This window comes from Mycobacterium sp. BK086, from assembly GCA_004362315.1.
In the GTDB taxonomy this organism is placed as follows: Bacteria; Actinomycetota; Actinomycetes; order Mycobacteriales; family Mycobacteriaceae; genus Mycobacterium.
In genome coordinates this window covers 402,511-427,499 of record SNWL01000008.1, presented here as the reverse complement: position 1 = coordinate 427,499, position 24,989 = coordinate 402,511, and the positions used below count along the sequence as shown (strand labels likewise).

General features: G+C 68.2%; 18 protein-coding genes. 16 read left to right on the top strand and 2 right to left on the bottom strand.

Features of this window, described 5'->3' with window-relative positions; all coding sequences use genetic code 11:
- Positions 1 to 60 precede the first annotated feature (60 nt).
- From EV580_RS28505 to EV580_RS28495, 3 genes are read left to right on the top strand one after another with little or no spacing between them, the layout of a single operon-like run.
- Positions 61 to 1,053, top strand: coding sequence for a GGDEF domain-containing protein (locus tag EV580_RS28505; RefSeq protein WP_133695717.1), 993 nt, complete (start codon positions 61 to 63; stop codon positions 1,051 to 1,053).
- Between the two features lie 18 nt (positions 1,054 to 1,071).
- Positions 1,072 to 1,383 (top strand): hypothetical protein, encoded by a 312-nt coding sequence (locus EV580_RS28500; protein WP_255497172.1) that lies wholly within the window; start codon positions 1,072 to 1,074, stop codon positions 1,381 to 1,383.
- 9 nt (positions 1,384 to 1,392) lie between these two features.
- Complete coding sequence (locus tag EV580_RS28495; protein ID WP_133695713.1) at positions 1,393 to 2,478, top strand: DUF2855 family protein; 1,086 nt, start codon at positions 1,393 to 1,395, stop codon at positions 2,476 to 2,478.
- A 1-nt stretch (position 2,479) separates the two neighbouring features.
- Here EV580_RS28495 and EV580_RS28490 read toward each other — a convergent pair whose 3' ends face one another.
- Entirely contained in the window at positions 2,480 to 4,705 is a 2,226-nt protein-coding gene (locus EV580_RS28490; RefSeq protein ID WP_133695712.1) for a hypothetical protein, read from the bottom strand.
- 232 nt (positions 4,706 to 4,937) lie between these two features.
- Here EV580_RS28490 and EV580_RS28485 point away from each other — a divergent pair, with 232 nt between their 5' ends.
- The 13 genes from EV580_RS28485 to EV580_RS28425 all read left to right on the top strand — a co-directional run bounded on the left by EV580_RS28485 (position 4,938) and on the right by EV580_RS28425 (position 21,796).
- Positions 4,938 to 6,308: a phenylacetate--CoA ligase family protein gene (locus tag EV580_RS28485; RefSeq protein ID WP_133695710.1), complete on the top strand. Its 1,371-nt coding sequence runs from the start codon at positions 4,938 to 4,940 to the stop codon at positions 6,306 to 6,308.
- 27 nt (positions 6,309 to 6,335) lie between these two features.
- A complete protein-coding gene (locus EV580_RS28480) occupies positions 6,336 to 6,641 on the top strand; it encodes a chorismate mutase family protein (RefSeq protein ID WP_133695708.1) in 306 nt (101 codons plus the stop codon).
- Positions 6,641 to 8,710, top strand: coding sequence for an aminodeoxychorismate synthase component I (pabB, locus tag EV580_RS28475; RefSeq protein ID WP_133695706.1), 2,070 nt, complete (start codon positions 6,641 to 6,643; stop codon positions 8,708 to 8,710). Before EV580_RS28480 ends, pabB begins: the two co-directional genes overlap by 1 nt.
- The gene (locus tag EV580_RS28470; RefSeq protein ID WP_133695705.1) at positions 8,707 to 9,624 is read left to right on the top strand and encodes a prephenate dehydrogenase/arogenate dehydrogenase family protein; all 918 of its coding nucleotides are present in this window, start codon (positions 8,707 to 8,709) and stop codon (positions 9,622 to 9,624) included. The genes pabB and EV580_RS28470 overlap by 4 nt, the downstream gene beginning before the upstream one ends.
- Positions 9,621 to 10,847 carry an aminotransferase class I/II-fold pyridoxal phosphate-dependent enzyme gene (locus EV580_RS28465; protein ID WP_133695703.1) on the top strand — a complete coding sequence of 409 codons (1,227 nt, stop codon included), beginning with the start codon at positions 9,621 to 9,623 and terminating at the stop codon, positions 10,845 to 10,847. Before EV580_RS28470 ends, EV580_RS28465 begins: the two co-directional genes overlap by 4 nt.
- A gap of 35 nt (positions 10,848 to 10,882) precedes the next feature.
- Complete coding sequence (locus EV580_RS28460) at positions 10,883 to 12,538, top strand: class I adenylate-forming enzyme family protein (RefSeq protein WP_133695702.1); 1,656 nt, start codon at positions 10,883 to 10,885, stop codon at positions 12,536 to 12,538.
- Positions 12,535 to 14,286: an MFS transporter gene (locus EV580_RS28455; RefSeq protein WP_133695700.1), complete on the top strand. Its 1,752-nt coding sequence runs from the start codon at positions 12,535 to 12,537 to the stop codon at positions 14,284 to 14,286. Before EV580_RS28460 ends, EV580_RS28455 begins: the two co-directional genes overlap by 4 nt.
- On the top strand, positions 14,283 to 15,578 hold the full coding sequence (locus EV580_RS28450; RefSeq protein ID WP_133695698.1) for an ATP-grasp domain-containing protein: 1,296 nt from the start codon (positions 14,283 to 14,285) through the stop codon (positions 15,576 to 15,578). Before EV580_RS28455 ends, EV580_RS28450 begins: the two co-directional genes overlap by 4 nt.
- A gap of 174 nt (positions 15,579 to 15,752) precedes the next feature.
- A complete protein-coding gene (gene aroF, locus EV580_RS28445) occupies positions 15,753 to 16,796 on the top strand; it encodes a 3-deoxy-7-phosphoheptulonate synthase (protein ID WP_133695696.1) in 1,044 nt (347 codons plus the stop codon).
- Positions 16,786 to 18,750, top strand: a complete 1,965-nt coding sequence (locus tag EV580_RS28440) for an FAD/NAD(P)-binding protein (protein WP_133695694.1) — start codon at positions 16,786 to 16,788, stop codon at positions 18,748 to 18,750. The genes aroF and EV580_RS28440 overlap by 11 nt, the downstream gene beginning before the upstream one ends.
- Positions 18,747 to 20,111 (top strand): class-II fumarase/aspartase family protein, encoded by a 1,365-nt coding sequence (locus tag EV580_RS28435; RefSeq protein ID WP_133695692.1) that lies wholly within the window; start codon positions 18,747 to 18,749, stop codon positions 20,109 to 20,111. Before EV580_RS28440 ends, EV580_RS28435 begins: the two co-directional genes overlap by 4 nt.
- Positions 20,108 to 21,163, top strand: a complete 1,056-nt coding sequence (locus tag EV580_RS28430) for a branched-chain amino acid aminotransferase (RefSeq protein ID WP_133695690.1) — start codon at positions 20,108 to 20,110, stop codon at positions 21,161 to 21,163. Before EV580_RS28435 ends, EV580_RS28430 begins: the two co-directional genes overlap by 4 nt.
- Positions 21,164 to 21,172: 9 nt before the next feature.
- Complete coding sequence (locus tag EV580_RS28425; RefSeq protein ID WP_133695689.1) at positions 21,173 to 21,796, top strand: FHA domain-containing protein; 624 nt, start codon at positions 21,173 to 21,175, stop codon at positions 21,794 to 21,796.
- Positions 21,797 to 21,800: 4 nt separating this feature from the next.
- Here the strand turns inward: EV580_RS28425 and EV580_RS28420 are convergent, their stop codons facing one another.
- Positions 21,801 to 24,869: a serine/threonine-protein kinase gene (locus EV580_RS28420; RefSeq protein WP_133695687.1), complete on the bottom strand. Its 3,069-nt coding sequence runs from the start codon at positions 24,867 to 24,869 to the stop codon at positions 21,801 to 21,803.
- Positions 24,870 to 24,989 lie beyond the last annotated feature (120 nt).

Below are 24,989 nucleotides of genomic sequence, written 5' to 3'. Positions count from 1 at the left end.
GGTGTCCGAATATTGCGCATTGACTCGGCGGCGGGCCAGAGTTCCACTAAAGTTCGGCACGTGGGGGGCGAGCTGTCCGTTGCGAGTTTGCAGACCATCATCAAGGTCCAGCAAGCGATCAACGATGCCGACGACACTGCCGATGCAGTGATGAAGATCGTGGTTGAGCAGGGACGAATCGCGACGCGAGCTCCCGGCGCCGTCATCGAACTCGCCGAGTTCGGCGAGATGGTCTACACCACGACTTCCGGTTCGCTGGCCGGCACCGAGGGCCTTCGGCTGGCGATGTCGGGCAGCATGTCCGGCGAATGCGTCCGGACCGGGAAAATCCTGATCTCCGAGGACACCGAGACCGATCCCCGGGTGGATTTGGAGGCCTGCCGCCGGGTGCACGCCCGGTCGATGGTCGTCGTCCCGCTGGTCGACGGGAACCGCACCCAAGGGGTCCTCAAGGTCACCTCAGACCAGCCGAGCGCCTTCACCGACGACGACGTCGACCTGCTCGAGCAGCTGGCCCAGTTCATCGCCAAGGCCCTCGCGCGTGCCAATGTGATGGACGAGAAGGCGCACGCCGCGTCGGTCGACGCCCTGACCGGCTTGGCCAACCGGGCCGCGTTCCTGGCCGGATTGGAGTCGATGATTTCCGGTGCAGCCGGCACCGGAAACCCCGTGGCCGTCGTGCTCTACATCGACCTCGACGGGTTCAAGCCGATCAACGACGTCCACGGGCACGCCGTCGGCGACGAGGTGCTGCGCATCGTCGGTCAGCGCATCGCCGCCACCTGCCGGGGAGAAGACATGGGCGCGCGCATCGGTGGCGACGAGTTCGCGGTCCTTCTTTCGTCCTCGTTTGCGCCCGACCCGTTCAGCCTGCGGGAGCGCCTGCTCACCGTGCTGCAGAAGGAAATCCCGACGAGCGCGGGGGTTGTCAGCGTCGGGGCGAGTTGCGGGACAGCCGTCGTCGGCGGTGCGGACCTCGCCGAGGCGGTCCTGGCCCGAGCCGATGCCGCGATGTACGCCGACAAGCGGACCCGGTCGACGGCGCGGAGCTGAATGATGGTCGGGTGGGGAATGCTCGCCGGCGCGCTCATCGCGGCGGCAGTCTGCACGTCCCCCGCCGCGACCGCCGACCCGGTGTATCCCATCGCCGGGGCCGAAAACGCACGAGCGACCATCGACGACCTCGAAGCCCAGGGGTACGACGTCCAGATCAACTGGGTATTCGGCCTCGCCAAAGTGTCGTTGGAACGCTGCCGCGTGACCGCGATCCACAATCCCAATTCAGCCCCGCCGACCCCCGGCACGTTCGACACGGTCTATGTCGACGTATCGTGCCCGAGCGACGACCACGACTGGGGCGGCATCTTTGGCATCGGCATCTGAGGAGAATCCATGACCACACGCTTGGTCGTGCAGCGCAATGACATACGCGCGTTCCAGTGGACCGAATCACCGGCGGTGACGCTGAATGACGGCGACGCCCGCCTGCGGATCGACACCTTCGCGCTGACGTCGAACAACATCACCTACGCCGCACTGGGCGACGCCATGAACTATTGGCAGTTCTTCCCGACCGGCGAGCCGGCGACGGGTTGCGTTCCGGTGTGGGGCTTCGCGTCGGTTATCGAATCCCGCTGCCCTGGAGTCGAAGTCGGTGAACGGTTCTACGGCTACTGGCCGATCGGTGACGAGATCGTGCTGCAGGCCACCGGTGTGCATCCCGGCGGCTTCACCGACGGCGCCGAGCATCGGCAGGCATTGCATCCGATCTACAACCAGTACGTGCGGTGCAGCGCCGATCCGGGCTACCGGGCCGACCGCGAGGCGCAGCAGGCACTGCTCCGGCCGTTGTTCGCCACCTCGTTCCTGATCGACGACTTCCTTGCGGACAACGGGTTTTTCGGCGCCAACACGGTGGTCATGTCCAGCGCGTCGAGCAAGACCGCCTACGGCACCGCGTTCTGTCTCGCGCAGCGCAAGGCGGTCACCGTGGTCGGACTCACCTCGCCGGGCAATGCCGACTTCACCCGCGCGCTGGGCTGTTACGACGACGTGGTGGTATACGAGGACATCGCGACGGCGCTACCCGAAACAGCCTCGGCGTACGTCGATTTCAGCGGCAGCGGCTCGGTGCGCTCGGCGGTGCATCGCAGGCTCGGCGACCAGCTGGCCTACAGCTGCGCGGTCGGCGCCACACATTGGGACGGCATGGGCGGCGGCGACGATCTGCCCGGTCCGGCCCCGGTGCTGTTCTTCGCGCCCGAACAGGCCCGCAAGCGGATCGCCGAATGGGGACCTGAGCAATTCCAGGCGAACATGGCCGGAGCGTGGACGGCGTTCATGGAGCCAGTCACCAACGCCGAGCACCCCTGGTTGAAAGTGGTTGCGGGGCAGGACCGAGACGCGGTGGAGCGGTCCTACACCGCCCTGCTGGCCGGCACGGTGCCGGCCAGCGAGGGCCACATTCTGTCGGTGTGAGTCAGGCTACGCCTACCGCCGCCAGCCCATTGAGCTGAGCGAACAGCCCATCCAGCAGACCGGACCGGACCAACAGCAGCGCAGGCAGTGCGTTCACCGCGATGAAGAGCCCGGTCGGGATCCCGAAGAACTGCCCCACCAGGAACCCGACTGGGCCGCCGCCGAACAACGAACCGACTGCCTGACCGAAGGCCTGGCCGAAGGCGAGTTGTGCACCGGGGCTGGAAAGAACCGCGCCGAGGAAAGACTTCACGACAGTCCCCGGCGCCTTACCGATCGCCAGATCGCCGGCGAGGCTGCCGACCAGGGTCCGCACCGACCCGTCGCCCAGAAGCGAATACACCACGGACTTCAGCGCATTGGCCGCCAACCGCTCCAGGGTCGGGTTGTTGATCCCTGACGAATCGAAGAAGTCCTGGATCGCGTAACTCGTGATTCTGGCGGCGGCTTGTTCCAGCGCCTGCACCCCCAGCACACCACGCACCGCGGCCGCGACCGTCGACTTCAGCGCCGCCTTGAACGCCGGATCGGCCTGCAACGCTTTCAGCGCCTCACTGACGGCCTGGTCTGACGTGCCACCGGCGAACATCGCGAGAACCGCCTGGTTGACGGCCTCCCCCAGCGCATCCGAAACCCCGCGCGCTCCAAGGAACTTCGGCAGCACCCCGCTGATCGCACCGGCCAGCTTGTCGATCGCGGCCGTATTGTCCAGCACACCGGCGATCTCGCCGCCGTACTTCGGACCGAACTGCAGGAGGACGGCGGCCTTGATCACCGGGTCGGTCGCCACGTCGGTGAGGAACGTCTTCACCGTCGCGCTGATGTCGGCGAGCATGCCGGCATTGCCGACGGCGGCCTTCACACCACCCTTGAGGGCCTGCCCGAAAGCCGCTTGAACGGCGGGATTGGCGCTCAGCGTCTGCATCGCGGCGTCGTAGGCCGCCTGCACTTCCGCCTCGGTCCCCGTGGCCACCACCTGCGCGACCGTGTTGGCGGCGCCCACCAATGCGGTATTGACGCCCGCATAGTCGAGGAAGGTCGACACTCCGGTCTCGACCGTGCCCACCGCACCGTCGATGATCACCGCGGAGCTCAGAATGTGCTCTACCGCAGCACGTCCCGCGAGTGCGACGACGGCGGTGACGGGATCGGTGGTCGTGCCTCCCCCTACCGCCAGTTCGACCTGATCGCCGATGAACGTCACAAAGGCGGACGACGGATCTTCCTGCCACCCGCTCAGCCCGACGAGCACATGCGCGGAGCCCTTGAGCGCGCTGAACACCGCTGTGCGCAGGGCCTGATCGGCGAGCAGCACCGGGATACCGGTTATGAAGGCGGGTGCGCTCTGCAGAACGTCTTGCTGGATAAGGTCTTTCACTGTGTAGGTTGGTGAGTTCAGGTTGGCGAGCAGGGCCGCGAGGTCCCCGTTGGGCACCACCGTCAACGTATGGGCCAGAGTCGTAACCGCGTTCTGGACGGCGGTGTTGCCCAGTAGCGTCTGCGCGAGGTAGCCCATCGCCTGACCAGCGACGTGAGCGGCTCCCGGGGTGAGTCCGTTGGCGACGGCCATGGTCTGAACCTGGTCGGTCACGAAATTCAGGAGCGTCTGGTTGTTGGCCAGATTCGTGAGGGCGCCGCCGAGTGAGGTCTTGGTGTAGGCGTTACCCATCAACTCCACGACGCTGGGCAGCACCGCGTCGACGAAGGCTTGCTTTTCAGTGCTCAGGCCGACGTAGCCGATTTGGGTCTTGATGAAGTTGGTGAGCACGGGCGCAACGTTGGTGGTCCAGTCCGCCATCGTGGTGCCGGCAGCCGGCACCGCCGCGGCGGGCTCTCCGGTGGTCACGACCGACGCAGGTACCACCGCGGCACTGGCGCCCGACAACTCGCGGCGCAAGGCCAACGCCGCCAACTCCAGCGGAGTCGCGACCGGATCGCTGCCGCCGCCCGCCTTGTCCAGCTTGACCCTGGGCGTCGTCCGCAGCGAATGACCGGTGGACACCGTGATCACGGGTGCATCGACGGTCGCAGCCGCGCGGGCTTTCTTGCCCGCGGCGCTGGTACCGCGCGCCTTCGGGCCTGCCTTCGACGACGAGTCGGCCGACGAGGAACTCTTGCCCGAGTTCCCGGTGTCCGCCGAGGCGACCGCCGGCAGGGCCGTGATCACTGCGCCGACGCCGAGGGCCAGTGCCAGCGCTCCGACCCGACCGATGTGCTGAGTTGTCATTGTTCCCCCGAATATTGACGTATACGACGATTCAAATCTGATATAGCACGGCGGCAAGACCGGAACATGACTTTTTGCGGGCCATTGGTCCTCAATACGTGGGCCATAACGGAATTCGAGTAGTGCCCTACCTGTCCTTACCCCGGGGATAGAAAAACCTTCCCTATCGACAGCGGGAATCTGGTCGTCACGGCGATTACGCCAGAAGCCGCAGGTCACGACTATTTGAGTCATGACCACATACCTGCCCCACCCGGCAACAGCCCACCGCAGCGAGGCCCAGCCACGCTTCCGCGATGTGGCAGGTATCCGCCTCGCCGAGAACCTCGACGTGCTGTCCCGCGACGAGATCGAGGCCACCCAGCAGCGCAACCTGCGGGCCACCCTGGCCGCCGCACACGAGTCCACCAACGTCTCGCGCCGCTTTCCCGGACTCGGGGTTCTGGACCCCACCGCCGTCGCCGACGACCTCGCGGTGCTGCCGCTGATGTCGGCCGCGGATCTCTCGGCCGGCTGCCCGCCGCATTCGGCTGACCTCCTCTTCGATCAGAGCCCCGGGCTCGTCCTGCGCTCCAGCGGCACCGCCAGCCGGCCCAAGGTCCTCTACCACTCCTGGGACTTCACCGACCGCGTCGGACACCTCGGCGTGCGCGGGGTCCGCGCCGCCCTGCCGACCCCGCCGGCACGCGTCGCGAACTGCCTGTGGCCCGGCGACCTCAACGGAGCCTTCCTCTTCGTCCAGGACATCACCCGGTCCCTGCCCGCGCTCTCGTTCGCGATGGGCGAGCTGACCGCGACCGCCGATGCCGCAGCCGTCATCGAGGCGCACGGCATCGACACGCTGGTCTCGTCCCCGGCCTACGGAGCCGAACTGCTGGCCGGCACCCCCGACCTGCCCCTGCAGAACTTTCTGTTCATCGGCGAATCGCTGGGAGCCGAGCGGGAGCGCATCGTGCGCTCAGCCGCACCGGATCTCACCGTTCGGTCACTGGCGTACTCGACGTCGGAGACCGGTCCACTGGGCTACCAATGCCACCACCAGTCGACCGGCGTGCACCACGTCCACGAAGACGCCAACGTGCTCGAAGTTGTCGACGAGGCCGGCCGGCCGCTGCCCGCCGGAACGCCTGGCGAGCTCGTCGTCACGCCGCTGACCACGTCGGGGATGGCGCTCATCCGCTACCGCCTCGGTGATCGCGGAATGTTCATGACCGACGCCTGCCCCTGCGGCAGCGCCGCCCGCTCCGTGATGCTGCTGGGCCGCATGCCGAATTCGATGACCGTCGACACCATCACGTTTTCCAGCGACCACCTGCTGGCCGCGTTGGCGCCCCTGGGCGTGGCCGGGCCGGCCGACTGCCAGCTGCAGGTCCTGTGGGAGGGCCACCGCTACCGGGTGCGCCTGCTCGTAACGCATTCCACCCCAGTCGGATTCACCACTGACGCGGCCCGATCGGCCATGCACCACGCCCACGAGATCCATGAGGTGATCGTGAGCCCGCGGTGCCTGGACTTCGAGGTGCAGCGAGCGGGCGTGCATCAGTTCGCTCGCACCAAGCGGGGCAAGGTGCCGGTCCTCTACCAGCACGGAATCAGCGGTTAACGGAAGTTCTGAGAAGGAGATCGAGCCATGAAACACCAAGACACCCTTGCGATGTTGCGCGCCGAGCTGGATCGCATCGACGTGGAGTTCCTCGCATCGCTGGGCGCACGGGTTGCCGTGTGCCGCAGCATCGCCCACTACAAGCGCGACCACGGCGTGCCGATGATGCAGCCGCACCGCATCGGTGTGGTGCAGCAGCGGGCCGCCCGCTTCGCCGAGGCCACCGGCCTGGATCTGGACTTCATGAAGCGGTTCTACGACCTCATCATCGCCGAGACCTGCCGCATCGAGGATCTGATCATCGATGCCGACCTCGACGGGAGCGCCGCCTGATGCGCATCCTGCTGGTCGACAACTACGACTCCTTCACCTACAACCTCTATCAACTGATCGGCGAGGTCTCCGGACAGCCGCCGACCGTCGTCCGCAACGACACCCCCTGGGCCGAACTGCGATTCGACGAGTTCGACGCCGCGGTCATCTCCCCCGGCCCCGGCCGTCCCGACAACGACCGCGACTTCGGCATCAGCGCACGGGTCATCCTCGACAGCGGGCTGCCGGTGCTCGGGGTCTGCCTCGGCCATCAGGGCCTGTGCCACCTGTTCGGTGGCAAGGTCGTCAACGCACCCGAGCCCATGCACGGCCGCATCTCCGATGTCCGGCACACCGGCGTCGACCTCTTCGCCGGCATCCCCTCGCCGTTTGAGGTCGTCCGCTACCACTCGCTGGCCGTCACCGCGCTCCCCGAGGACCTCGAGGAATTGGCCTGGACCGACGACGGCGTCGTGATGGGCGTCCGTCATCGCCGACTCCCGTTGTGGGGCTTGCAGTTCCATCCAGAATCGATCAGCAGCACCTACGGCCACGAACTGATCGCCAACTTCCTCACCCTCGCCGCAGACCACTCGGCGTCCGCCGCCACCCCCACGGCGGACGCCGAGTCCCCCCGCTACGACCTGCACGTGCAACAGGTCGATGCCCACCCCGAGGCGCTGGCCGCCTACAGCTCGTTGTTCGCCTCAGGGCAGCAGGGCTTTTGGCTGGACAGCAGCTCAGTGATCGACGGGCTGTCCCGCTTCTCGATCATGGGCAACGGTGACGGGCCGCTCGCCGAGCACGTCACCTACAGCGTCGCCGACCGCCAGGTCGTCGTCCGCCGCGCCGACGGAACCACGCAGCGAATTCGCCAGCAGTTCTTCGACTATCTCGACGAGCAGCTGCGTGCCCGCGAGGTGCCGGCACCGGAAGGCCTGGCCTTCGAGTTCAACCTGGGCTATGTCGGCTATCTGGGCTACGAGCTGAAAGCTGAGACCGGGGGCATCGCGGCGCACGAGTCCGACACCCCCGACGCCGCCCTGCTGTTCGCCGACCGGGCGCTGGTGCTCGATCACGCGACTCGCACCAGTTACCTTCTGGCCCTGTCGCTCTCGGGAGCCTCCGCCGACGCCGAGGCGTGGCTTGCCACAACCGCCGCAGCGCTGCACGCCCTTCCCACCGCACCGCTGGAGCCGGCTGCCAAGCTGCCGCTGTCCGGGCCGGCCATGACCGATCCCGACATCGGGATGAACGTCGAGCTCCGGCACGACAATGCCGCCTACCTCAAGCGGATCGACGAGTGCTTCGACGAGATCAACGCCGGCGAGTCCTACGAGATCTGCATGACCAACATGGTCACCGTCCACACGCAGATCGACGTGCTGCCCACCTTCGCACACCTGCGCCGGGTCAGCCCGGTCCCGTTCGGCGCCCTGCTCGACTTCGGTGACGTGGCCGTGCTCAGCGCATCCCCCGAGCGGTTCCTGTCCATCGACCTCAACGGAACCGTCGAGGCCAAGCCCATCAAGGGCACCCGCCCGCGGGGCGCCGATGCCGCCGAGGACCGCGCCTTTGTCCAAGAGCTGCAAGACAACCCGAAGGACCGCGCCGAGAACCTGATGATCGTCGACCTGCTCCGCAACGACCTCAACACGGTCTGCTCGGTGGGCTCGGTCCACGTGCCCACGCTGTTCGACGTCGAGACCTATGCCGCCGTGCATCAGCTGGTCTCCACGATCCGCGGCACGCTGGCCCCAGGACGGTCGTCCGTCGACTGCATCCGCGCCGCCTTCCCCGGCGGGTCGATGACCGGCGCACCCAAGGTCCGCACGATGGAGATCATCGACCGGCTCGAGCAGGGCCCGCGCGGCGTGTATTCCGGTGCACTCGGTTGGTTTTCACTCTCCGGCGCCAGCGACCTGTCGATCGTGATCCGCACCCTGGTGGTCGACTCCGGACGGGTCAGCTTCGGAGTCGGCGGCGCGATCGTCGCCCTCTCCGACCCCGACGGCGAGTTCGACGAGACCGTCGTCAAGTCCCGGGCCATGATGACCGCCCTGGCAGCCAGCCAGGAGGGCTCGAAGTGACCGGGACCATCGGACGCGTCGTCGTCGCCGGCGGCTCGGGCGCCGTGGGATCGCTGTTCGCCGAACGGCTTCAGGAGTCCGGCAACGACGTCGTCATCGTCGACCGCAACGTGCCGGGGCCCACCCACCGGGTCAGCCGCTTCGTGCGGGGTGACATCAGCGATCCCGGCGCGGCCGTAGCCGACGTCGTCCGCACCGCCGACGTCGTCATGCTGTCGGTTCCTGAGCCTGTTGCGCTGGTCGCCATCGGCAGACTGACCGGAACCGTGCGCCCCGACGCCCTCATCGTCGACACGTCGTCGGTGAAGTCCACGGTGGTGCCCGTCCTGCACGCTGCCGCCACGATCGCCGGCGACGCGGAGGCGTTGAGCCTCAACCCGATGTTCGCGCCCTCGCTCGGATTCGCCGGTCATCCGGTGGCGTCGGTGATCGTGCGCGACGGCCGTCGCGGGCGGGCGTTGCACAACCTGATCGAAGAGTGGGGCGCCCGCATGGTGAACGTGACCGCCGACCAACACGATCGGCTGGCAGCCGCCGCCCAGGCCCTCACCCACGCCGCCGTGCTCGCCTTTGGCGCCGCGCTGGCCGAGTTGGACGTCGACATCGCCGACCTGGACCGGATCGCCCCACCGCCGCACGCCGCCCTGCTGGCCCTGCTGGCGCGCATCACCGCCGGCGCCCCGGAAGTGTATTGGGACGTCCAGGCGGCCAACCCCCATGCCCCGGCAGCTCGCCGCGCCCTGTTGCGCGGAGTGTCAGAGCTGACCGACGTCGTCGATGACGACGACCCCGCCGCATTCGGCGATCTGCTCGACCGTCTTCGCGGGGTGCTCGGCCCCCTGCAGGGCGCCTACCGCGAGCGCAGCGCAAAAGCGTTGCGTGCCATGACACTCAGCAAGGAGATTGTGAAATGACCAGTGTGATCACCCGACCCAACTGGGTCGCCTCCCGGGTCAGCAAGACCTCGGACTCGCTCGACCGGGCCTTCGCCGAAGGCCTCACCGGGCACGTCATCACCGCACGCGACGGCAAGCGGGTCACGCTGGCCGACGGCAGCGACGCCGTCGAATTCGTCTCGTGCTCCTACCTCGGACTGGAGTCACATCCCGACCTGATCGCCGCGGCGACCGAAGCGATGGGTCGTTTCGGACTGCACTTCTCCACCTCCCGCAACCGCGGACGTCCGCCGTACCTCGCCGAGCTGGAGGACCTGCTGTCCGTCATGTACGGCGGCGCCAAGGTGGCTGCCTTCACCTCGGTGAGCAACGTCCACCTCGGCGTGCTGCCGCTGCTCGGCGCCGGTGCGCTGCCCAGCTATCCGGTTGCCGAGGCCGGTGTTTCGTTCCTGGTCGAGAAGACCGCGCACGCCTCCATCCAGGTGATCCGCGGTGTGCTCGAGCAGATCGGACCGACCCGGCGTTTCGATATGACCGACCCCGCGGCATTGGGTGCGGCGGTCCGCGAGGTCGCCGCCACCGGCCGGACTCCGATCGTCCTGGTCGACGGCGTCGGCTCGATGGGCGGCCTGATCGACGTGTCGGCGATGCACGCCATCCTCGAACCGTTCGGTGGTCATCTGTATGTGGATGACGCGCACGGGGTTTCGATCGAGGGCCGGCTGGGCGCGGGCTACGCGTTCGAGGCACTGGGCGGCACGCTGCCCGACAACGTCATGCTCGCCGGCTCGCTGTCGAAGGCCTTCGGCGGGGCGGGTGGCTTCGTGGTCGTGCCGAGCGAGGACGACATGCGGGTGCTGCGGAAGTTCGCCAACCCGTTGGTGTTCGGGCACTCGATCATGGTGCCGATGCTCGCGGCCAACGTCGCCGCCGCCTGGTTGCACGTCGACGGTCAGGTCGCCGATCTGCAGCAGCAGCTGTGGCGCAATGCCGCCGAGTTCGACCGCCTGACCTCCGGGACGCTGGTCAACGCCGGCCTGCACTCACCGGTCCGCGGCGCCGTCTTCGACACCGAGGAGAAGGCTTTCGCGGCTGCTCGCCGGTTGAAGCAGGCCGGCGTGCTGGTCCTGCCCGCCTTCTACCCCACCGTCGCCAGGGGCACCGGACTCATGCGCTTCGCCGTGTCCTCCCTGCACACCCAGCACCACCTCGAGACCGCCGCCAGGGCCCTCGGGTTCTAGTTCCCAATCACCCTCAACCACAAGGAGTCTGACCCATGTCCCTCACCACTCACGCACTGCTCACCCCGCAACAGCGGACGGACCTGGCAGCGATGCCCGAGCTCGGCGGCGGCAACCTGATCGCCACCGCGATGGCCGTGCACCCCGACCCGCACATCCCGTTCATCCGTACCGGCCGCCCGGTGATCAACACCGATGGTCAGGAGCAGACGGAATTCACCCTGGCCCAGCTCGATTCGCTCGTGCAGAGCTGGTCGGTCTGGTACCACGAGCAGGGTGTCGGCCCGCGCGACCGGGTGGCGCTGTACATGGCGGACACCTTCGCCTACACGATCCACCTGAATGCGCTGGCCCAGCTGGGCGCCATCGGCGTGCTCATCAACAGCAAGGCGTCACCGGCGCTCGCGCTCGGTCTGTGCGAGCGCACCACGCCGGTGGGGATCTACACCGACCGCACGCGTCTCGCGGCCATCAACCACGGCATCGATTCACTGGGCCTCAAGTGGATTCAGCTCGCCGAGGACCTGCCCGCACCGCCCGCGGCCACCCTGCCCGACGCCTGGCGCTTCAAGCATGCGGCCGAGGACCCGGTGTCGATCATGCATTCGTCAGGCACCACGGGAATCCCCAAGGCGGTCACGCAGACTCACGCGTCGAGTGTCGCCGGACCGCGCTTCCGTCTGGTGAACTACATCGAGCCCGCCCAGGAGCGGATGATGACCGCCCAACCGCAGTCGCATCTCGGGTGCATCGTGTACACCGCCTACTCCATCCTCGCGGGCACCCCGCTGGTGGCGCTCTACGACCCGAGCGGTGAGCAGCTGGCCGAGGCCGTGCACCTGCATCAGCCCAAGGGCGTGATGGCCTTCGCACACGCGTACTCCGAACTGGCCGCTCTCGACACAGCCACCGGTGTTGTCGATTCGGTCGACTACTGGGTCAACATGGGTGACGCCATCCACGGCGCCCACATCGACGCGATCCTGGCCAAGCGCAGCCCTGACCAGGAGCCGCCGACCTTCTACGACCGCTTCGGCACCACCGAGCTCGGCTGGGGCCTGGTGGTTCAGCCCCGCACGCTGGCCTCGGAGCGCTCGGACCGCCGCGTCGGCAAGCCCGACCCGGTCGCCGAGGTCGCGGTGCTGCGGCCCGACGGCAGCAAGGCGGCGGTCGGCGAGGTCGGCTTCTTCGGAGCCAAAGGTCCGTCGATCACCGCCGGGTACTGGAACGACTCGGACACCACCTACCGCTCCAAGCTCGGCGGCTACTGGCTGACCGGCGACTTCGTGTTCCAGGATGCGGACGGCAACATCTTCGTGGTCGACCGGACGAAGGACTCCATCGAAACCGCCGAGGGCACCGGCTATTCGGTGCTCATGGAGGAGGTGCTGCTCAGCGAGATCAGCGCCATCACCGATTGCGCTGTCGTCGCCGGCCGGCACGGCGAGCGTATCGTCCCGGTCGCGGTGATCATCACCGACGAGGCGCCGTCGGCGGCCGCGCGGCTGCTGGCACAGGCCAACGAGGTGCTGTCGAAGGCGGGCCACCCCCGCATCGCCGTTCTCGACATCGCCGTGACACCCGAGGACTTCCCGGTGGGTGTGACGGGTAAGGTGCTCAAACGCGAACTGCGGGAACGGTACAGCGATCTGTCCCTGTGCTCGTCATTCGAGAACCGCGCAGTCGCATGATCGGGACGTGGCTCAAGACCCTGGTCCCCGAGCCCGGCGCGCGTCGCCGCCTGGGCTTGGGCACCGGGATCTACAACATCGGCACCGGCATGTTCATGACGTCGTCGGTCCTGTATTTCACCGAGGGACTGGGACTTTCGGTCACCGAGGTCGGCCTGTGGCTGGCCGTGGCCGGACTGATCGGCTTGTTCGCCGGTGTACCGATGGGCCACCTGGCCGACCGCCGCGGCCCCCGTGGGGTCGCGGCGCTCAGCCTGGTGGTGCTCGCCGCGACGATGGTGGCCTACGTCTTCGTCAGCCACATCTGGATGTTCGTCGTGGTGACGGTCGTCGAGATGCTCGCGACAGCGGCGTCGCGGGCATCTCGCGGCGGCCTGATCCGTCGCGTCGGCGGCGAAGGTGCCGCGGCCTACCGCTCGCAGCTGCGGGCGATCGAGAACGCCGGCGTCGGAATCGGCGCCGCCATCGGCGGATTGGCGTTGACCCTGCACACCCTGGTCGCCTACCAGGTGCTGTTCATCGCCAATGCCGCGACCTTTCTGGTCGGCGCGCTGGTGACCGCGATGCTGCCCTACTTCGAGCCATTGCCGGCTCCGCCGGGAACCCGGCCGGGGGTTGCGTTGCGCGACAAGCCGTTCATCGCGTACACGATCCTCAACGGCGTGATGAGCCTGCAGTACGCGGTCATCACCTTCGCGCTGCCGTTGTGGATCGCGACCGAGACCAACGCCCCGCGCTGGATGGTCGGTGCGGTGCTGCTGGTCAACACCATCGGCGTGGTGGCCCTGCAGGTCTGGGTCGGCAAGAAGGTGCACACCGTCCGCCAGGGTGCGGCCGCCATGCGGGTCGCCGGGCTGGTCTTCCTGATCGCCTGCGGTGGTGTCGCCGTCTCGTCCGGGCTGCCCGGCTGGGCGTCGGCCGCCGTCCTGCTGGTCGCGGTGGCTGTGCACTCGGTGGGCGAAATGTGCCATGCGGCAGCGGTGTTCGCGCTGAGCTTCGAGCTGGCACCCGCGCATGCGCAGAGCGAGTACGTGGGGCTGCAGGACATGGGCCTGGGTGCCGCGTTCGCGGTGGCGCCCGCGGTGCTCGGCTTCCTGTGCCTGGGCATCGGGCAGGTCGGCTGGCTGATGCTCGGCGGCATGCTCACCGCGGCGGGTCTGGCGACCGTGCCCGTCGTCCACTGGGCGATCCGGAGCCGGCCCTTCCCCGTCGACGCGGAGCAGCCGGCCGAAGTCGTGGCCGAGCCCGCCACCGTCGTGCTGGCCGCCGCCCCGTTCGCGGTCCGCCCGCCGGCTCGCCTCGTGCCGCAGACCACGGTCCAGGTCCAGCGCAATCTCGAACACGTTGTCCTCGACGATGCGTCGCGGTTCATCCTGGATCGGGACTGCGTGGTGGGACGCGACCCGCATCAGTGCGATGCCGTCCGGCGGGGGCTGCGGCCGATTCAGATCGACGTCCGCTCCAACGGAATGTCACGGGCGCACTTGGAGATTCGCAGTATCGCCGGCCAGGTGTACGTCATCGACCGCGAATCGCGCAACGGCGTCGCCATCCGGGCGGCGGGCAAGACCCGGTGGACCCGCATCGCGCCGTGGAAGCCGGTCGCCTGGCTCCCCGGGATGTCGGTGCGGATCGGCAGCCGAATCCTGCGGCTGGAAGCCAACATTCCCGCCGCCGTCATCGCCGGTCCGCCGTCGAGCCAGCCCACCGTACGAATCCCCGTCACATCTGGAAGGACCGCATCATGAAACCTCGCGCCTTTATCCTGACCGGCTACCTGCCCGTCGTCTGCCGCGATGCCATCTACATCGAGGAGCTACGCAGGCGAGACCTCAAGGTCCTGGTGATCACCCCGGCAATCTCGCGCTCGTATGCGGCCGCCCACGGCGACGACCCCGCTCATCCCGCCTCGATGATCGACGAGATCGCCTTCGTCGACGGGTCGGTCGCCAGCGAAGGCTCCTACCTTCCCGGGGTCATCGAACATGCCGAACGCTGGCGCGCGCAGTACGACGTCGTCGGTACCTACGCCGTCGGGGAAACTCTCGTGGAGCCGACGGGCCTGATCGCCGACGCCTTCGACCTGCCGTTCCCGGGTCTGCGGGCGGCCCGCGCCTGCCGTAACAAGTTCCTGCAGCGGTGGTACCTGCCCGATCTCAGCCCGGTGTCGGCGCTGATGCCGCCCGGTTCCCGCACTGCCGAGGCCGGGTCGGTCCCCTTGCCCGCAGTCGTCAAACCGGCCACCCGGCACTCGAGCGAGGGTGTCCAGATGGTGCACGACGACGCCGAGTTGGCCGCGCAGTTGGCGACCTACCCCGCCGAGGAGACCATCCTGGTCGAACAGATGATCACCGGCCAGGAGTACTCGGTGGAGAGCCTGACCCAAGACGGCAAGACGCTGTTCTCCTCGATCACCCGCAAGGAGACGAACGACGTCGACTCGCAGTACTTCGTCGAGATGGCCCACACCGTGCCCGCCCCGCGCGACGACGCGTGGGATGCGGTGCAGCGGGCCAACATCGAGTTGCTGGACCGGCTGGGTGTCGAGAACGGCATCACGCACGCCGAGTGGCGTCTCGACGAGAACGGCGAGGCCCGGCTGATGGAGGTGGCCGCCCGCACTCCCGGCGACGGAATCATGGTGCTGTACCGGCTCGCAACGGGCTGGCGGATGGAGCCCGAGATCCTGCGGATCGCGCTCGGGGAGCCCGCCGACTATCCCGCGGCCCGGCGGTACGCGCGGCAGGTGTACGTCGCGCACCAGCCCGGCACACTCGTCGACGTGACGGTCGACTGGCCCGACGTGCAGCCCCGATGGGTCAACGACGGCAATCCCTGGCCGGACATTCCCGCGCTGCCCGCCCATGCGCCTGCGGCGCTGCGTGCGGTGTTCGTCTACGAGGCGATCGGCACGGAGCTGGGCCCCATCCGCAGCTCCGACGACCGGGCCGTCACCTTCTTCATCGACGCCCCGACGCTCGCGGAGCTGGACGCCATCGAGGCACGCGTCCGCGCGGCAATCGAGGTGCACACGCGCTAGTGGGCGCCGAGATCGACACCAGGGCTGTGAATCTTCGCGATTCGCAGCCCTGGTGTCGTTTTCGCGTCAGCCGCGCACACTTACCGCGGGGACAGGAAAACCTATCCTCGCGCATGGAATTATCTGGTACCGCAGGCGATTACGCAGAAAGCCCCAGGTCACGACTATTGAGCCATGACCACAGACACCTTGCTCATCTTCGACGAGAGCATCACCCGCGCCGGCGTCGAGGGATGGATCCAGCACTTCGAAGCCGGCGGCTCCCCCGCCGAGTTGTACCGCCTCGGTGAGTCGCACGTCCTCTCGGCGTCCGATATCGAGCTCATCGACACCGCCTATCTCCTAGATCTGCCCGCGCCGACGCACGTGGTGGAACGGCACAAGGAGGCCCCGCTGGGCCGCAAGGAGCTCCGCCCCAGCGGCACCCAGGTCTCGTTCGGTCCGACGACGATCGGCGACGGCTCGGTCGCGGTGATCGCCGGCCCGTGCGCGGTCGAATCACGCGAGCAGACGCTGGCCACCGCGGCCGTCGTCGCCGCCGAGGGCGCGGCCGGCCTGCGAGGCGGCGTCTTCAAGCCCCGCACCTCGCCCCATTCCTTCCAGGGCTTGCAGTGGGACGGTCTGGATCTGCTGGCCGAGGCCCGCGAACGCACCGGTCTGCCCGTCGTCACCGAGGTGATCGATCCCGAGCACGTCAAGCGGCTGGCCGGCGTGGTCGACGCCCTGCAGATCGGCGCGCGCAACATGCAGAACTTCGCGCTGCTGACCGCCGCCGGCCAGAGCGGACTCCCGGTGGTGCTCAAGCGCGGCTTCGGCTGCACCGTGGAAGAGACCCTCGCCGCTGCCGAATACCTGTTGCTCGAGGGCAACGATCAGGTTGTGCTGTGCGAGCGCGGAATTCGCACCTTCGAGCCCTCAGCCCGCTTCACGCTCGACCTCACCGCGGTCGCGCTGTGGAAGCAGCGCACCCACCTGCCGGTCATGGTGGATCCCAGCCACTCCGGCGGACACCCCGACCTGGTGGCACCGCTGTCGCTGGCCGCAATCGCCGCCGGGGCCGACGCACTGATCATCGACGTGCACGTGGCGCCGGAAGAGGCGTTGTGCGACGGCAAGCAGGCACTGCTGCCCTACGAATTCGCCGACGTGATGGCTCGGCTGGCTCCCGTAGCTGAAGCACTCGGCCGCACCATGAGCGGGGCGCCCGGTGTTCACTAAGCCGCTACACACGGCGATCGTCGGCCTCGGCCCCCGCGGCCTCTCGGTCGCAGAACGCCTGTGCGCCAACGCCGATTTACTTCTGGCGCCCGGCCAGCAGCTCGTCATCCACCTCATCGACCCGCATGTGTTCGACGGCGGTCAGGTCTGGCGCAGCGACCAGGACCGGGTGCTGTTGATGAACACGGTCGCCTGCCAGGTGACGATCTTCGTCGACGACACCGTGGACTGCGACGGACCGGTCGTCCCGGGGCCGAGCCTCTACGAGTGGGCCCGCTCCATCGCCTTGGTCGGCAGCCCGACCGTGCCGGAAGCTGTTCGGGCCGAGGCCCTTACACTCGGACCGGACGACTACCCGTCGCGGCCGTTCTACGGCAGCTACCTGCAGTGGGCGCGCGACCGCATCATCTGGAGCGCACCGCCCTCGGTCAGCTTCGTGTCGCACCAGGCGATCGCAGTCGACGTGCGCGATATGCCGAATGGCTTGCAGGAGATCGCGTTACACTCCGGTGAGGTCATCAGCGACCTGCAGTCCGTCGTGCTCGCGCTCGGACACCAGCCGCATCACCTCGGCGAGACGGAATCCGCCCTCAGTGAGTACGCGTTCCGCAACGACATCCGGTACATCGCGCCAAACAACCCCGCTGATGTGGCGCTGGACGCCATCCCCGCCGGTGAGCCGATCATCCTGCGGGGCATGGGCCTCAACTTCTTCGACTACATGGCGCTGTTCAGCATCGGCCGCGGCGGGTCTTTCGTACGCGACGAAGGTAGCCTGAAATACGTCGCGTCCGGCGAGGAACCCCACCTGGTGGTCGGATCGCGGCGCGGGGTGCCCTACCACGCCCGCGGCAAGAACCAGAAGGGATCGTTCGGCAGACACACGGCCCGCTACGTGACCCCCGAAGTCATCGAACGGCTGCGCGCCCGCGCCGACGCCGGCGCACCCGCCGACTTCCGCCGTGACATCTGGCCGCTGATCGACCAGGAAGTCCGCACCGTGTACTACGCGACCCTGGTCCGGGAGCGCCGATGCACCTGTGACGCAGACGAATTCACCACCTTGTTCGCTGCCGCGGAGCCGGCGACCGTGCCGATCTTCGGTGATCCGCTGGCTATCGAGGAGAGCGAAGCCCAGCGCACCGTACTGGCCAAATTCGACATCGATCCCGAAAGTGGTTGGAACTGGCAGAGAATCGCCACGCCGTACAGCGACAATGACGTGTCCTCGACGAGCGAATTCCGCAGCTGGCTGCGGAGTTACCTCGACGACGAAGTCCGCGAGGCCGACAAGGGCAACGTGACCGGGCCGCGCAAGGCAGCCATGGACGTCCTGCGCGACCTGCGCAACGAGATCCGTCTGCTGGTCGACCACGGCGGCCTGTCCGGCGACTCGTACCGCGACGAGCTCCAACGCTGGTACATGCCGCTCAACGCGTTCCTGTCGATCGGCCCGCCCGCCGAACGGATCGAGCAGTTCTGCGCGCTGATGGATGCCGGCATCCTCGAGGTCCTCGGCCCGGATATGCAGGTCGACTGCGAGAGCGGCGAATTCGTCGCCTACTCACGAAAATGCCCGGACCTCACCGTCAGAGCAGCGACGCTGATCGAGGCGCGGCTGCCGGAAACCGACCTGCACCGCAGCGCCGACCCACTGCTACGGACACTGCTCGAAAGAGGCGAGTGCCGCGCGCACCGCATTCCGATCCGCGGCGGCGGGCACTGGGTTGCCGGAGGTGTCGCCGTCACCCGCCGTCCGTACCGGTTGCTCGACGCACACGACCGCGCTCACCCACGGCGTTTCGCGTTCGGCGTGCCCACCGAGTCGGTGCACTGGGTGACCGCGGCGGGCATCCGCCCGGGCGTCAACTCCGTGATCCTCGGCGACGCGGACGCGATTGCCCGCTCCACCCTGCAATCGGCCACCGACCAACTGACGGAGCGATCGGCATGACGGACTACGGAATTCTGGCACCCGCATGGGCGGCGACGGGCGTGGCCGATCTGGTCGATGACGACGCTGTGCTGAGCGCCATGCTCGCGACGGAAGTCGCACTGGCCGAAGCACAGGCCGAATTAGGCGTGATCCCTGCGGGCGCGGCGGTGGCCATCAGGGCCGCCGCCGCGCCTGCACACATCGACCGCGCGGCGGTCGCCGCGGGAGTGCGCGACACCGCGAACCCCGTCGTCGCGTTCGTCGAGCAGCTCACCGCGGCGGTCCGGTCCGTCGACCCCGAAGCCGCGGAGTACGTGCACCGCGGCAGCACCAGCCAGGACATCCTGGACACCGCGCTGGCTCTGCTCTGCGCGGCGACCCTGGACCGCATCGCCGACGACCTGATCACCTGCGCCGACCGGCTGGCCGGTCTGGCGGAGACACATCGGGACACCCCGATGGCCGGGCGCACCCTGACCCAGCACGCCGTGCCGGTCACCTTCGGGTTGAAGGCCGCGACGTGGCTACACCTGGTGCTCGACGCCGTCCAGCGGGTGCGCCAGGCCCGCAACACGCTGCCGGTGTCGATGGGCGGCGCCGCGGGCACGCTCGCGGCCTATCACCAGTACGGGCAGGAGTCGGCCGATGCCACGCTGCGCCTGCCGGCATTGGTGGCCGAGCGCCTCGGGCTGGCCGAGCCGGTCCTGCCCTGGCACCAGATCCGCACTCCGCTGGCCGATGTCGCCGCCAGCCTGATGGTCACCACCGGCGCGCTCGGCAAGCTGGCCGCCGATGTGCTCGTGCTGAGCCGCACCGAGATCGGTGAGGTCACCGAGGAGTCCGCACCCGGCCGGGGCGCGTCGTCGGCCATGCCGCAGAAGCACAATCCGGTCTTTGCCACCCTCGTCGCGACCGCGGCCCGGCAGCTGCCACCGATCGCCTCAATCCTGTTCAGTTCCATGGCCGCCGAAGACGAACGGTCCTCGGGCGGTTGGCATGCCGAGTGGCAGCCGCTGCGCGAGTGCCTGCGCATCGCTGCCGGCGCGGCCGCCAACTCCGTACGCCTGACCGAAACACTGCAGGTCGTCCCCGAGCAGATGGCCGCGAATCTGCAACTCACCCGCGGCGCCATCGTCTCCGAACGCGTCAACGCGGTGCTGGCGCCGCTGCTCGGCAAGGGCAACGCCAAACGCCTACTGGCCGAGGTCACGTCGACCGCGGAGCGAACCGGCGCCGATGTCGCCGACCTGCTGACAGTCGCCCTGCACGACAAGGGCGTGACCGCAGACGTGGCGGACCTGTTCGATCCGGCCGGCTACACCGGGATCTCCGGTCCGCTCGTCGACCGTGCACTCAGACACTTCAAGGAGATCTCATGAATAGGGTTGCCGCACTTGCCACACCGGGATTCGGCGATGTGTTCACCGATCACATGGTGACCATGCGATGGTCGGCGCAGGAGGGCTGGGACGAACCGCAACTGGGCCCACTCGCCCCGATGGCCCTGCATCCGGCCACCATGGCGCTGCACTACGGGCAGACGATTTTCGAAGGGATGAAAGCGTTTTGGCGCCCCGACGGTCAGCGAGCGGTGTTCCGGCCGACTGACCACGCCCGCCGGTTCAACAACTCCGCACGCCGGATGGCCATGCCGACGCTGCCGGTCGACGACTTCGTCGCGGCCGTGGCGGCGCTGGTGCAGACCGACGCGGACTGGGTGCCGCCCACCCGCGGACACAGTCTGTACCTGCGGCCGTTCATGATTGCGGCCGAGACGGGCCTGGGCAACCGCCCCGCCGAGGAGTTTCTGTTCGCCGTGATCGGCACACCGTCGCGGCCGGCATCCACCGCAGAGCCAAAGCCGCTAAAGCTGTGGATCGCGACCGATCACATCCGGGCTGCACCGGGCGGCACCGGGGAAGCCAAGTGCGGCGGCAACTACGGCGGCGCCTACGTCGCCCAGCGGCGCGCCGCCGCCAACGACTGCGACGACGTCGTCTGGCTCGACGCGGTCGAGCGCCGCTACATCGAGGAAGCCGGCAGTTCCAACCTGTTCTTCGTGGAGTCGACGTTCGACGGACCGTGCGTGCGCACACCACCCCTGAGCGGATCACTGTTGGCGGGCATCACCCGTGACACGGTCCTGCAGCTGGCGCTCTCGCTCGGCTATCCGGTCTCCGCCGAACCGCTGACGGTCGACGAATGGGAGCAGAGCTGCGCCGACGGGCGGATCACCGAGACGTTCGTCTCGGGCACCTTCCGTTCGATCGTCCCGGTCGGCCACGTGGTCTCCGGCCAGCGGGAATGGCCGGTCGGCGACGGCACCGCGGGTCCCGTCACCTCGCGGTTGCGTGAGGCGATGCTGGACATCCACTACGGCGACGCACCGGACGAGTTCGGCTGGATGCGGCTCGTCGACAGCGCCGAATAAGCTGTCGACATGCCTTCCCACCTGGAAGTCTGGAAACCCTCCGGACGGCAGCTGATCCCACTCGGCAGCGAGCGAGTAACGGTCGGCAAGTCCTCGTCGAACGTGGTGTCACTCGACCACGACTCGACCGTCTCGCGCCTGCACGCCGTCTTGGAGAACCACGGGTACGCGTGGTCGATCCGGGATGTCGGGAGCCGCAACGGCACCTACATCAACGGCGAGAAGATTGCCGCCGAGCGCGTCCTGCGCTCGGGCGACGAGTTGCGGATCGGCAAGTCCAAGTTGGTCTTCTGGGAGGTGCGGGGTACTGACGAAGCGACCATCGGTGAAGCCACGGTATCTGTCGCCCCGTCCCAGCCGGCCCCGCGACTGACCCCGCGCGAGCTCGAGGTCCTCGTCGTTCTGTGCCGCCCGCTGGTGTCCGGGGATCCGTTCCCCGAGGCGGTGTCGGTGAAGCAGATGGCTCAGGAGCTCTTCGTCACCGAGGCCGCGATCAAACAGCATCTGCAGAACCTGTACGACAAGTTCTCGATCCCTCCCGAGGGCGAGCGCCGGGTGCGCTTGGCCAACGAGGCCATTCGGCGCGGCGCTGTCACGCTGAACATGTTGCGCGACAACGGTTCTGGTCAGTAAGGCGCTAGGAGAAGTCCAGCGCCTCGACCGTCGCGACCCCACCCTCATGCGTCGGCCGATTCGCACCGCCGATGGCGTACACCGTGTCTCCGACCGCGGCGACCACTTCACCGTGGCGCGCCGTCGGCATCGGCGGCAGGGATATCCACTTGCCCTCGGCGATGTCGTACATCTCCGCGGTGGCCAGCACCTGCGTCGGCTCCTCGCCACCGAGGGCAACGATCCGGCCGTCGATGAACGTGGCCCCGTAGCTGCCGCGCGGGGTCGGCATGTCCACCAGCTTGGTCCACTGCCCGAACGCCGGATCGAACCGCTCGAACGCCGCGGAGTTCTTGTCGGCGGACAGGAATCGTCCGCCGACGGTGTAGACGTAGGTCCCGTCCGACACGGCGGCCAAGTGCTCGCGCGGGGTCGGCAGGTCGGCCGCGTCCTTCCAGGACTGGCCGTCGAACACCTCGGTCTGCGCCACCAACTGCTTCTGGTTCTGGCCGCCGGCGACCACGAGCTTGTCTCCGACGACCGCAGCCGCGGCGCCCGCGCGGGCGTGGGTGAGGCTGGGTAGCTCCACCCAGTTGCCACCACGCAGGGCGTAAACCTTGTTCGACGCGCTGGCCAGCTCGTCGCTGGCGCCGCCGATGACCACCATTTCGCCACGGAACGTCGTCGCGGTCGCGTGGTGCAGCGGGACCGGCAGCGGCGGCTGGGCCGCCCACGCACCGGTCTGCGGGTCGTAGCTCTGGACCAGCTGAAGGGTGTCGCCATGGCTCATGCCGCCGGCGATGTAGATCTTGTCGTCGAGCACGGTCCAGGCCATCATCAGCCGGGGGGTCGGGGCATCCGGCAGCGCGCGCCATGCCGACGCGGGCTGCAGCTTGCGCGGCGCCAGCTTCAAGGTCTCTGCCGCCGAAGTCACCTGGTTGTTGCCCGCGGCCGTCGCTCCGCCGATCACGTAGACCGATTTCTCGACCGCCGCGACGGCCATGCCGTGACGCGCGGTGCTCATATCGGGCAGACCGGCCCACGATTTGGCCGAAAGATCCATCACAGAAACGGTTTTGAGCACCTGGCCGGTAGAAACGCCACCGACGGCGACCAAGCGGGCGTCGGCAATCGCGACGCCGAGATCGCTACGCGGCTGCGGAAGCGCGGGCAGTGCCGTCCACGAATCAGCAACGGGGTCATAGGCTTCGACCGAAGCCAGATCGTTGGCCCCGTCGGATCCGCCGACCGCATAAACGACCTTGTCGTCCGACGCTCCGCCCAACATCTTTCGCGGCGTGGGGATTTCGGCTCCGAGCTTCCAAACGGTGCCGTCGAACACCTCGGTGGTGTTGAGCAGCTTGCCGTTGGCGCCGACCCCGCCGGTGATCACCAGGCGGCCACCGACCACCGCTGCCACGCCCGCGGCGCGGGGCTGCAACAGCGGCGGCAGTTCGACCCAGCGACTGTTGACCACCCGCCAGACCTTGTCGGTCGCCACCTGCGTGTTGGCGCCGTCGGCCCGCCAGCCGCCCAGAACACACGGGGTGCCCTGCCACGTCACTGCCATCGCGTGCTGGACCGGGACTGGAAGATCGTCGCCGCCCTTCCAGCTGTCGATCGCGGGGTCGTAGCCCTCGTGACGTCCGCTGACGCTGCCGTCGCTTTCCAGGCCACCGAAGATCCAGATGGTGCCGTCGGCCTGGGTTGTGGCGGTCGCCTCGCGGGCGACCCGAGCGTTGGTGATCGGCTTCCAGCCGGCCTGGACCTCGGTCGTCGGTTGGCTCGTGGTGGTCGCCGGCCCGGCCGCACCACCGGGGGCCTTGTCGCGCGACGACACGAAGTAGATGAGGCTTGCCACCACGATCAGCGTCACGATCGCCGCCGCGCCGATCAACAGCAGGGATCGACGATCCTGCGCCTTTCCCTTGATGATGCTGGTCGGCCCGTCAGGCTCCGGGGTCGACGGCCCGAATCCGCCCGGTGGGATCGGCCCCGGGGGAAGCGGCGGAATCGGCGAGATCGGCCCACCCGGGCCCGGCGAGACCGGGCCGGTCAGGCTCGGCGAGACCGGCGGCGGGGGTGGCGGCGCCGACGCCGGAGGACCACCCAACAGCGACGCCGCCTCGGACAGGTCGGTCTGCGTCGCGAACTGGATCGCCGCGGTGTCCGCGGGCGGCGCCGACTGACCGGTGGCCTCGCTCAGAACCATCTGATCGGCGATCAGCCCGTTGTGCCGCTGGGCCGACTGCATCGCGCGGCCGAACTCCGCCGCGGACGAATGCCGTTCGGTCGGGTCCAGGGACATCGCCTTCTCGATGGCGGCGCAGACGTCGGCCGGGATGCCCTGCGGACGCATGTCGGGCACGGGCGTCGAGCTGATGCGCAGGTAGTGCGCGACGAGATCCTCGCCGTCCTTGCGCTCGTGTGCGGCCGCGCCGGCGATCAGGGCGTAGATGGTGGCACCGAGCGAATACACGTCGGACACCGCCGTCGGCGGATTTCCGGACAGCACTTCGGGCGCGGTGAAGGCGATCGTGCCGGTGAAAAACCCGGTCGCGGTTTCGTATCCGCCGACGATTCGGGCGATGCCGAAATCGCTCAGCTGCGGTTCGCCGTAATCGTTGACGAGCACGTTGCCCGGCTTGATGTCACGGTGCAATGTGCCTGCCCGGTGGGCGGTTTCCAACGCTCCGCACAACTTCACGGCCATGCGCAGGGCGTCGGGCCAGGCGATCCGGCCGACGCGGTGCAGGCGCTGCGCCAACGAACCCGCCTCGTGGTAGGGCATCACGATGTAGGGCCGGTTGGTGTCGGTCACGCCGACCTGCAGGATGTTCTCGATGTTCGGGTGCCCGGAGAGCTTGCCCATGGCCAGGCCCTCACGCAGGAAGCGTTCGCGGTTGTCCTGGTCGAGATCGGACATCAGCACCTTGATCGCGACGATGCGCGCAAGTGAGGTTTGATGGCACCGGTAGACGATCCCCGCGCCGCCCCGGCCAACTTCGACTGCGTCCAGAAAACCCGCTGCTACAAGCTCAGCAGCGATCCCCTCAGCCGGGGGCTTTCCGCCCTCCGCACGTTCTCCGGCCATAATGCCGATGGTCCTCCGATGTGATGCGTCCGATTCGCGATCTACAAAAGTACCGAGCGCGAACTCGCCGACGCCGTATTTGGTGTTAGCCGCCGCCTACATATTCAGTCCCCGCCGGGA

What these genes read in the sequence shown, in the direction of transcription:
- EV580_RS28490 (WP_133695712.1), bottom strand. Translation starts at nt 4,705, where the DNA reads ATGACAACTCAGCACATCGGTCGGGTCGGAGCGCTGGCACTGGCCCTC.
- EV580_RS28460 (WP_133695702.1), top strand. Translation starts at nt 10,883, where the DNA reads ATGTCCCTCACCACTCACGCACTGCTCACCCCGCAACAGCGGACGGAC.
- EV580_RS28465 (WP_133695703.1), top strand. Translation starts at nt 9,621, where the DNA reads ATGACCAGTGTGATCACCCGACCCAACTGGGTCGCCTCCCGGGTCAGC.
- EV580_RS28455 (WP_133695700.1), top strand. Translation starts at nt 12,535, where the DNA reads ATGATCGGGACGTGGCTCAAGACCCTGGTCCCCGAGCCCGGCGCGCGT.
- EV580_RS28430 (WP_133695690.1), top strand. Translation starts at nt 20,108, where the DNA reads ATGAATAGGGTTGCCGCACTTGCCACACCGGGATTCGGCGATGTGTTC.
- EV580_RS28495 (WP_133695713.1), top strand. Translation starts at nt 1,393, where the DNA reads ATGACCACACGCTTGGTCGTGCAGCGCAATGACATACGCGCGTTCCAG.
- EV580_RS28435 (WP_133695692.1), top strand. Translation starts at nt 18,747, where the DNA reads ATGACGGACTACGGAATTCTGGCACCCGCATGGGCGGCGACGGGCGTG.
- EV580_RS28425 (WP_133695689.1), top strand. Translation starts at nt 21,173, where the DNA reads ATGCCTTCCCACCTGGAAGTCTGGAAACCCTCCGGACGGCAGCTGATC.
- pabB (WP_133695706.1), top strand. Translation starts at nt 6,641, where the DNA reads ATGCGCATCCTGCTGGTCGACAACTACGACTCCTTCACCTACAACCTC.
- EV580_RS28480 (WP_133695708.1), top strand. Translation starts at nt 6,336, where the DNA reads ATGAAACACCAAGACACCCTTGCGATGTTGCGCGCCGAGCTGGATCGC.
- EV580_RS28500 (WP_255497172.1), top strand. Translation starts at nt 1,072, where the DNA reads ATGCTCGCCGGCGCGCTCATCGCGGCGGCAGTCTGCACGTCCCCCGCC.
- EV580_RS28450 (WP_133695698.1), top strand. Translation starts at nt 14,283, where the DNA reads ATGAAACCTCGCGCCTTTATCCTGACCGGCTACCTGCCCGTCGTCTGC.
- EV580_RS28420 (WP_133695687.1), bottom strand. Translation starts at nt 24,869, where the DNA reads ATGGCCGGAGAACGTGCGGAGGGCGGAAAGCCCCCGGCTGAGGGGATC.
- EV580_RS28485 (WP_133695710.1), top strand. Translation starts at nt 4,938, where the DNA reads ATGACCACATACCTGCCCCACCCGGCAACAGCCCACCGCAGCGAGGCC.
- aroF (WP_133695696.1), top strand. Translation starts at nt 15,753, where the DNA reads ATGACCACAGACACCTTGCTCATCTTCGACGAGAGCATCACCCGCGCC.